The sequence below is a fragment of the Niveispirillum sp. genome (assembly GCF_017996735.1).
GTDB lineage: Bacteria > Pseudomonadota > Alphaproteobacteria > Azospirillales > Azospirillaceae > Niveispirillum.
On the sequence record NZ_JAGOGJ010000044.1, the window covers coordinates 41,384 to 48,269 of the forward strand.

General features: G+C 64.0%; 5 protein-coding genes. All 5 read right to left on the bottom strand.

Features of this window, described 5'->3' with window-relative positions:
* Nucleotides 1–7: 7 nt before the first annotated feature.
* Nucleotides 8–1,807: a DUF885 family protein gene (locus tag KBA48_RS15375; RefSeq protein ID WP_292907880.1), complete on the bottom strand. Its 1,800-nt coding sequence runs from the start codon at nucleotides 1,805–1,807 to the stop codon at nucleotides 8–10.
* A 42-nt stretch (nucleotides 1,808–1,849) separates the two neighbouring features.
* A complete protein-coding gene (locus tag KBA48_RS15380; RefSeq protein ID WP_292907882.1) occupies nucleotides 1,850–2,848 on the bottom strand; it encodes a 4-hydroxyproline epimerase in 999 nt (332 codons plus the stop codon).
* 50 nt (nucleotides 2,849–2,898) lie between these two features.
* Nucleotides 2,899–3,795: a dihydrodipicolinate synthase family protein gene (locus tag KBA48_RS15385; protein WP_292907884.1), complete on the bottom strand. Its 897-nt coding sequence runs from the start codon at nucleotides 3,793–3,795 to the stop codon at nucleotides 2,899–2,901.
* A gap of 65 nt (nucleotides 3,796–3,860) precedes the next feature.
* Complete coding sequence (locus KBA48_RS15390; RefSeq protein WP_292907886.1) at nucleotides 3,861–4,502, bottom strand: GntR family transcriptional regulator; 642 nt, start codon at nucleotides 4,500–4,502, stop codon at nucleotides 3,861–3,863.
* A 167-nt stretch (nucleotides 4,503–4,669) separates the two neighbouring features.
* On the bottom strand, nucleotides 4,670–6,745 hold the full coding sequence (locus tag KBA48_RS15395; protein WP_292907888.1) for a S46 family peptidase: 2,076 nt from the start codon (nucleotides 6,743–6,745) through the stop codon (nucleotides 4,670–4,672).
* Nucleotides 6,746–6,886 lie beyond the last annotated feature (141 nt).

Sequence of the window (6,886 nt, forward strand, 5' to 3'; positions counted from 1 at the left end):
GTCGCGTTTAGGGTACCTTTCCACCGCCCGCCGCGATCCAGCCATTGATACGCTGTTCCAGCATGGTCATCGGCATCGGCCCGTCATTCAGCATCAGGGCGTGGAACTGCTTGATATCGAATTTGGGCCCCAGCGCCCGTTCCGCCCGCGCCCGCAGTTCCGAGATTTTAAGCTGTCCGATCTTGTAGCCCAGGGCCTGAGCGGGCCAGCCGATATAGCGGTCGGTCTCGCTCTGGATGTTCTTTTCGGCCAGCGCGCTGTTGTCGCGCAGGCAGCTTGCTGCCTCCTCGCGACCCATGCCCTTCCAATGGATGCCCACATCCATGACCAGCCGGCAGGCCCGCCACATCTCCATGGACAGCATGCCGAACCGTTCATAGGGGGTGGTGTAGAGTCCCATCTCGGCCACCAGTTGCTCGGTATAGAGCGCCCAGCCCTCGATATAGGCCGTGATATCCTCCTGCCGGCGGAACTGCGGCACGCCCTGCAGCTCCTGCGCCAGGGCGATCTGGAGATGATGCCCTGGCACCCCTTCATGCGCGACCAGGGCCGGCAACTCATAGAGCGGCCGCATCGTCAGATGCGAGGTGTTGATCATCAGGCCACCGGCCACGCCCTGTTCCGGGCTGCCGGGATGGTAGCGGCCTGAAGTATAGCCTTCCTCGATCTCCGCCGGCACCGGCCGCACGCCATAGGGCAGGCGCGGCAGCAGGCTGAAATATTCCGGCAATCGGTCATCGATGCGCTTGGCCAGCCGGCTGGACTTTTCCAGCAACTGCTCGCGCGAGGTGGCATAGAATTCAGGTGATGTCCGAAGAAAGGCCAGGAATGCCTTGAAATCAACTGTAAAACCGGTCTCCTTGATGATGCCGTCCATGGCGGCGCGGATGCGCGCGATCTCGCTTCGGCCCAGGTCGAAAACCTGATCCGGGCTCATCTCCGTAGTCGTCTCGCGCTTCACGCGATAGGCATAGTACGCCTTGCCTTCGGGCAGCGACGACGCGCCCAGACTGGCCCGTGCCTTGGGCAGGTATTCCTTGGCGAAGAAATCGGCCAGGGCGATTTCCGCCGGCTTCACCTTGTCGGTCACCAGCTTTTGCCCATTGGCCAGAAACGCCTGACGCTGTGCCGCCGGGATGGTGGCAGGAAGGGATTTCAGGGGTTCCAGCAGGGCATTTTCGTCCGCCTTCATGTCGGCCAGGGTGCGGGTCATGCGCACTGCCGCTTCCGCCACCAATTTGGGCTGAACGAACCCGGTCTTCAAACCGCGCCGCATATTGGCGATATTGGTGGCGTAATAGTCGGGCAGGGCGGCGATACGGGCCAGATAGGCTTGAACCTCCACCTCATTGCGCAGGCGTGTGCTGCCGGCCGTATAGCTGGCCACGTAGAAAAAGCCGCTGTCGCTGTTGAAGGGCATGCGCTCTTCATCGAACCGCGCACCTTCCAGGTCCAGTGTCAGTTTGCGCAGCAGCAGCGCATGGTTCAGCGCATCCTGACCCGACAGACCCGCCGCCGGAAGGGCCGCCAGCCGGTCGCGCAGGCGGGTGATGGCCTGTACTCTTTCCTTTACCGCCGCCGGGCTGTCATCAGGCCAGCGTTTCGCCGCCGCCAGGTCGCCGCGCTGTGCGGCCCCGATCGGGTCATTCTGGTTTAACAAATGGTCGTAATCACTTAGAACTACTTGCAAATCCTCAACCGGACCTGCCCAGGCCCCCGCGCTGCTCAGCAGCATAAGGGCAAGGCCGGCACCCATGGCGTGTGACAGGATCGGGCGTTTGCGAGACCGGGCGGCGGGAATCGGCATGGCTGAACCTTTTCTTGTTTTTCAGATATTTAATACATATTCCTAAACCACGGTGAATCCCGCCCAGAACGGGTCTTCGCGGTCGATCCAGATGGTGTTGAAGCCGGTCGAAATGGCGCTGCCCTGGATGGAGGGGATGATGGCGTTGTGCCCGTTCAGGTCAACAGCCGCCTCCACCTTACCGATGAAACGGCTGCCGATATAGCTTTCATGCACGAAGCTGTCGCCCACCGACAGCCTTCCCTTGGCCACCAGATGGGCCAGCCGGGCCGAGGTGCCGGTGCCGCACGGGCTGCGGTCGATGGCGCGTTCGCCATAGAAGACGGCATTGCGCCCGTCCGCCCCGTCGCCGCGCGGCCTGTCCACCCACAGGACATGCGACACGCCCCGGATGCGGCTGTCCACCGGATGCACCGGCTCGATCTTCTCCCGCATGCACGCGCGGACGGTGCGCGACAGTTCAACGATGCGCGCCGCGCCCAGATCGTCCAGGCCCGTATAGGGTCCCTGCGGTTCGACAATGGCGTAATAGTTCCCGCCATAGGAGACATCGACCGACAGCGGGCCGAAATCCGGCACCTCGATCTCCACGCCCATGGCCGCGACATAGGCGGGCACGTTGCGGATACGCACCCAGGTGACGCGATGCCCCTCGGTCCCGTACTCGATATCGATGATACCCGCCGGCACCTCCACCCGCAGCTTTCCCGGTTCTCGCGGCAGGATCAGGCCGTTTTCCAGACCGAAGGTGATCATGCCGATGGTGCCGTGCCCGCACATGGGCAGACAGCCGCTGGTCTCGATGAACAGGATGCCGATATCGCTGTCATCTCGTGTCGGCGGGTACAGGAACCCGCCCGACATCATGTCATGCCCGCGCGGCTCAAAGCACAGGCCGGTGCGGATCCAGTCGAACCGCTCCAGAAAGTCCTGTCTGCGCTCCGCCATCGACGCGCCGCGCAAAAGCGGCGCCCCGCCGGCCACCAGCCGCACCGGATTGCCCGCCGTGTGCCCGTCGATACAGAAGAAGGTATGGCGCATCTTTTCAGTTCCCCTCACGCCGGGCGTCGCCATCCGGCGGCCTGGCTGCGTCAGATCGGCCGCGTCGCGGCGGCCTTTTCGACCATGGCGACGACCTGGGCGCGGCGTTCCCCGGCCAGCGGCAGGCGGGGCAGGCGCACCCGTTCCGACCCACGCCCCATGATCTGTTCGGCCAGCTTGATCGACTGTACCAGATCATGTTCGGCATCCAGATGCAGCAGCGGCATGAACCAGCGATAGATGCGCCGCGCTTCGGCAATGTCGCCCTTTTGCAGGGCCTTGACCAGCGCCACCGACTCTTGCGGGAAGGCACTGGTCAGGCCGGAAACCCAGCCATGGGCGCCCAGGATCATGCCTTCCAGCGCCACATCATCCAGCCCGGCCATCAGTACGAACCGATCGCCGAATTCATTGATCAGGTCAGTGAAGCGGCGCGGGTCCGGCGCGCTTTCCTTCACGGCCACGATATTGGGAATGTCGGCCAGCTTCTTCAAAACCCGGGCGGAGATCGACACACGATAGGCCGGCGGGTTGTTGTACAGCATGATGGGCAGGCTGGTCGCCTCGGCCACACTCTTGAAATGGGTGTAAAGCTCTTCCTCGGTCGGGACATAGACCATGGCCGGCAACAGCATCAGTCCATCCGCGCCCAGCGCCTCCGCATCGCGCGCGAAGGCCACGGCGCGCTTGGTGGTCAGTTCCGACACTCCGGCCACCACGGGCACGCGGCCGGCCACGGCGGTGCGGGCGCGGTCCAGCACGGCGCGCTTCTCGTCGGGTTCCAGGGAGTTGTTCTCCCCACAGGTGCCCAGCAGGATCAGCCCGTCCACCCCGTCGCGGATCAGCGCATCCTGTACCCCGGCCGTCGCGTCATAATCGACGGACAGGTCCTCGGCGAACTGCGTGGTGGCGGCGGGATAGACACCCGTCCAGGAAAGCGTGGCCATGATCATCGCTCCGTTGGTGGATCGATAATCGTATACGATATACTTTTGGCGAAGGGAAGGGGGGTTCACTCCCCCAATTGGTCGCGCAGATCGTCCAGTGTGGCCTGGATATGCTCCCGGATCAGCCCCTCGACCAGCGGCGTATCACCGGCCGTCCAGGCGTCCAGGATGGCGCGATGTTCGCGTTTGGCCCGGTCCTCGCGGCCCTTGGGTTCCAGATGCATGCGCACATAGCGTTCCGACAGGATCAGCAGCCGGGTCAGAAGCTGAAAGGTCACCGGCCCCGCCGGCTGGATCATCGACAGGTGGAACAGCCGGTTCTGCGTGACATGGTCGGCCCCGTCCATGTCCTGGTTCTTTTCCAGGGCCTCCAGCGCGGCGCGTGCGGCCGCATGGTCCTCTGCCGTGGCCCGGCCTGCCCCATCTGCCACCGCACCCGGTTCCAGTTTCAGGCGCAGGGCGAAGATCTCCGACGCCTCTCCCATCGACATGGGCCGCACGACATAGCCCCGGTTGGGGTAGGAGGTCAGCAGGCCATCCTGTTCCAGACGGCCCAGCGCCTCGCGCAGGGGGATCTTGCTGACGCCCAGTTCAGTGGCAATCACGTCCTGGCGCACCGGTGTACCCGGCGCGATCCCGCCGGACAATATCCGCCGCCGGACAACTTCATAGGTCTGGTCGGACAGGGTTCTGACAATGATGCTCATGAACGGCCACGGGTGCGGGGAACGGAAACGGGCGGCAGGGGACATTCCACCCCTGCCGCCCGTACAACTTATACAATTCCGTTCCGGGCGGCCATGTGGCATCGACACGCCGCCCGGCACCCGTGCATTGCAGGAAAAGGGGCCGGTGCCTGCCAGCCCCAATCCTCCTACTTCAGCCCCAGTTCCTTCACGATGGCTTGCGCGCCATAGACGTTACGCAGGGCCTCGGCCATACCGCGCACATCGACCATGACGGTGCGGTTGCGCTTGGGCTCATAGCCATAATCGCCCGACAGGCTGTGGATATTGCCGTCGAAGACCAGGCCGATCACTTCGCCCTTGGCATTGATGGCGGCCGAACCGGAATTGCCGCCGATAATGTCATTGGTGGAGACCGCGTTATAGGGGGTCGCCATGTTGACCTTGTCCTTGGCTGCCACCCAGCTCTTGGCCATGTCGAACGGGAAGGCGCCGGTATTGCGCTCATACAGGCCGCCGATGGTCGTGTAAGGCTTGACCTCGGTGCCATCCAGTTCGGTCCAGCCCTGCATCTTGCCATAGGACAGGCGCAGCGACAGGGTGGCGTCGGGATAGACGCTGTCGCCGTAAAGCGCGAAGCGGGCCTTGGCGATGCGGGCCTGGGCCTGCTCCACCACCGCGTCCACTTCCTCTTCCACCGATTTGCGGGCGGCGCGGGCGGCGGCGTCCACCACCTTCATCAGCTTGATCATCGGGTCGTCCGACGCGTCAACGGCTTCCTTGCCGCCTTCGAACAGGCGCAGACGCTCGGCCGGATCGCCCAGCTTGCTGGCCTTGACGGCTGCGGCGGCCACCTGATCGGGCGACTGCTTGCCCAGCACTGCCTTGACCATGGCGTCATCCGGCCCGAACTGCTCCCGGAACTTGGTCAGCGAGAAGGTCAGCAGGGCGACTTCCAGATCGGCATGGACCGGGGCAGGGTTGGACAGGCGCTGTTTCAGGGCAGGCAGGCGGCTGTCGCCATATTCGCGCAGACGCTGACCCGACGGCAGCAGACGCTCATCCCCGGCGCGCAGCAGCAGGCGGGCATTAGTGGCCAGCACGCTGTCGAAGGCGCGCATACGCTCCAGATGGATCACACGCTGATAAAGCTGGGCGAAACGGACCTGCGCCTTCTCGATCTGCTCGAACGCATCGCCGACCTGGGCGGCCAGCTTGGGATCGGCGGCGATTTTGGCGCGCAACTCCTGTTCGGCCTTCACCTTGGCGCCGAAGAATTCCTTGTCGGCCAGCGCCATCTGGCGGCCCTTCCAGACCTTGATGGAATTCTCGATGCTGTTCAGGTCGTCAAAGGCCTCGCGGTTGCGGTCGGCATTCTCCCGCCCGAATTCGATCAGGCGGCCGCGCTTTTCCTGAGCAAAGAACAGGATGGAGGGGGCGACATTGTCGCGCACGAATTCCAGTTCGGCGATGGTGCGCAGGCGGCTGGTGGAACCGGGATTGCCGATGACGAAGCTGGCATCGCCTTCCTTGCTGCCGTCCCTGGACCATTTGAAATGATCCGGGCTCTTGATCGGCTTGCCATCCTCGTAAACCCGCAGCAGCGACATGTCGAGCGCGTAGCGGGGGAAGTTGAAATTGTCCGGATCGCCGCCGAAGGACGCCGCCGCCGCTTCAGGCGCGAAGGCCAGACGCACATCCTGATAACGCTTGTACTTGTACAGGTTATAGCGGCCGCCCTGGTACAGGGTCACGGCGTCGCAGCGCAGCTTGGCGTCGCCGCCGGCGCAGTTCTTCTCGATATCGGCCAGAACCGTGCGGCGGGCATTGGCGAAATCCTGGCCGGTCTTGCCGGCGGTGGCGGCTTCGACCTGGGCGGTGATGTCGGTGATTTCAACAAGCTGGTTGATCTCGATACCGGCGCAGCTTTTCTCCTCCGGGCGGGCCTTGGCCAGGAAGCCGTCGGCCTGGTAATCCTTGTCGGCGGACGACAGTTCGGCGATGCAGTCGGCGACGCAGTGATGGTTGGTCATCACCAGCCCTTCGCCCGACACGAAGCTGCCCGAGCAGCCGCCGGCCAGACGGACATAGGATTTCTGCGCCTTGTTCAGCCATTTTGCATCCGGCGTGAAGCCGGTTGCCTTGGCGATGGACGCCGTCGGCACATTGTCGATGGTCCACATGCCTTCATCGGCCTGGGCCGCCCCCACCAGAAGGGCGATGGTCGCGGCGGTCGATACCACCAGCTTCACCGGCTTCACCATGTTTGTTCCCGTCCTTGTTTCTTGGCGCCTGATTTCGCGTTTGCATGGATGCTGTTGTGCTCCCGTGCCTGCGCGCGGGAACAGGGCCGGCACCATGCGCCCAAGCCAAGGGGCCGGTCAACGCCGTCATGGTGCCGGCCC